2 protein-coding genes and 1 pseudogene are annotated in these 2,346 nt (G+C 64.8%); 1 reads left to right on the top strand and 2 read right to left on the bottom strand.

Annotation, left to right across the window (positions count from 1 at the left end):
- Positions 1 to 195: pseudogene (locus WBQ44_RS03560) on the bottom strand (hypothetical protein); the annotation flags it as partial.
- A gap of 146 nt (positions 196 to 341) precedes the next feature.
- Here WBQ44_RS03560 and WBQ44_RS03555 point away from each other — a divergent pair.
- On the top strand, positions 342 to 1,382 hold the full coding sequence (locus tag WBQ44_RS03555) for an LLM class F420-dependent oxidoreductase (RefSeq protein ID WP_495565360.1): 1,041 nt from the start codon (positions 342 to 344) through the stop codon (positions 1,380 to 1,382).
- Between the two features lie 5 nt (positions 1,383 to 1,387).
- On the opposite strand, the gene WBQ44_RS03550 is transcribed toward WBQ44_RS03555, so the two are convergent.
- Positions 1,388 to 2,346 (bottom strand): phosphohexomutase domain-containing protein (locus WBQ44_RS03550; RefSeq protein WP_495565359.1); only part of this gene is annotated, 959 nt, incomplete at its 5' end.

Raw genomic sequence — 2,346 nt, 5'->3', positions numbered from 1 at the left:
TCCCCATCCGCGCAGTGCTGGTTGTGCGTTCGCGTAGCCGGCCGCGATACGAGCGCCGACATCGCGGTAGCAGCGCCCGGCGTTCTCGGGACCGAATGTCGAACCACGCAGCGAATCGGCCACGTTCGTCACCGTCGCCGCAGAATTGTCGAACCCGACCGCGACGGCGGCAACCGCCTCGATATCGATATCCACTCAGGCCACCCCACGAAAGAACCGACGAGGCCGGATGAACCCCTGCCATATCTGACGTAGCCCACGTTCGAACGGTTCCGGGCGCAGCAGGTAACGTCCGAGACTGAAACAGGTTTCACCAAGTCAGCTCACCTGCGAGGAGTCTCATGCACATCGGAACCATGTTGAACTATTCGGGCGGATTCAACGAGACGGTCGCAGAGGTGGCAGAACTCGAGAAGGCGGGACTCGACATCATCTTCGTCCCCGAGGCCTACTCGTTCGATGCTGTCAGTCAGCTCGGATACCTTGCGGCAAAGACGTCGACCATCAAGATCGCGTCGGGCATCTTCCAGATCTACACGCGCACGCCGTCGCTCACCGCGATGACCGCCGCTGGTCTCGACTACGTCTCCGACGGCCGCTTCGTACTCGGCCTCGGCGCATCGGGACCGCAGGTCGTCGAGGGGTTCCATGGCGTCAAGTACGACGCTCCGATCGCCCGCACCCGCGAAGTGATCGAGATCTGCCGCCAGGTGTGGCGGCGCGAGAAGGTTCAGCACCAGGGCAAGCATTACCAGATTCCGCTACCCGCAGAACAGGGCACCGGCCTCGGCAAGCCACTGAAGTTGATCAATCACCCTGTGCGCGAGCGCATTCCGGTTGTCGTCGCGGCACTCGGACCGAAGAACGTCGAGTTGACGGCCGAGATCGCCGAAGGCTGGCAGCCCATCTTCTACTTCCCGGAGAAGGCCGAGCAGGTATGGGGCGACGCCCTGGCCGCAGGCAAGGCCAAGCGCGATGCGTCGCTCGGCGAGTTGCAGGTGTTCGCGAGTCCGACGCTGGCCATCGGTGACGACGCCGAGAAGTATTTACCCTGGGTCAAGCCGCACCTCGCGCTCTACATCGGCGGCATGGGCGCAAAGGGCAAGAACTTCTACAACGACCTCGCCCAGCGCTACGGCTACGAGGCCGAGGCCGAGAAGATTCAGGACCTGTACCTGGCAGGCAAAAAGGAAGAGGCTGCCGCCGCCGTACCTGACGAGCTGGTCAGGGCCGTCAACCTCATCGGCCCGGAAAGCTACGTCAAGGAGCGTGTTGCCGCCTTCGCGGAGGCCGGCGTCACCACACTCAACGTAGCCCCGTTGGCCGAGAACACAGCGGGTCGCGTTGCACAGCTCACGGCGTTACGCAATCTGACCGCCTGATCCGGTCAGACCAGCCCGACCCGGCTCGCCAGATCGTCGGCGAGCCGGCGGGCGACGTCGGGTTCGGCGGCTTCGACCATCACACGCACCAACTGCTCGGTTCCACTGGGTCGCAACAGAACCCGACCACTGTCACCGAGCATGCGTTCGACCTCTGCCACGCCCGCGAGGACCGACGGATCAACGGCAACGGCGGCCTTGTCGGACACCTTGACGTTGATCAACACCTGCGGCAACGTGGTCATCACCGACGCCAGATCGGCCAGCGATCGGCCCGTGGCCGCCATTCGACCCATGACGAGCAGCGCCGTCAGGACGCCGTCTCCTGTGGTTCCGAACCGCGGTACCACCACGTGCCCACTCTGCTCCCCGCCCAGGGCGTAACCACCCGCGCGAAGCTCTTCGAGGACGTAACGATCCCCCACGGCCGCTGTGCGCAACGCGATGCCTGCCTCACGCATCGCAATGTGGAGCCCGAGATTGCTCATCACCGTGGCGACGAGTGTGTCTGCGGTGAGTTCGCCCGACTCCTTCATCGCGACCGCGAGCACGGCCATGATGGCATCACCGTCGATCACCCCGCCCGATGAGTCGACAGCCAGGCATCTGTCGGCGTCGCCGTCGTGAGCGATTCCCAGATCGGCGCCGTGCTCGACGACGGCCTTCTGCAGGTCCTCCATGTGGGTCGATCCGCAGTCCTCGTTGATGTTCAACCCGTCCGGCTCGGCGTTGATCGCGATGACCGTCGCACCGGCTGCCGAGTAGACGGCAGGACCGACCACCGACGCCGCCCCGTGTGCACAATCGACGACCACCGTGAGCCCGTCGAGACGGTGCGGAAGCGCCGAACCCACGTGCGCAACGTAACGACCTGCTGCATCGTCGGCCGTCCGAAGCCGGCCGATGTCGGCTCCGACGGGCGCAACGACCGCGGGTTCGCCTGCGATGAACGCTTCGATTCGGT

The organism is Rhodococcus sp. (in: high G+C Gram-positive bacteria) (genome assembly GCF_049591685.1).
Lineage (GTDB): Bacteria > Actinomycetota > Actinomycetes > Mycobacteriales > Mycobacteriaceae > Rhodococcoides.
This window is presented reverse-complemented; position numbering and strand designations above follow the sequence as displayed.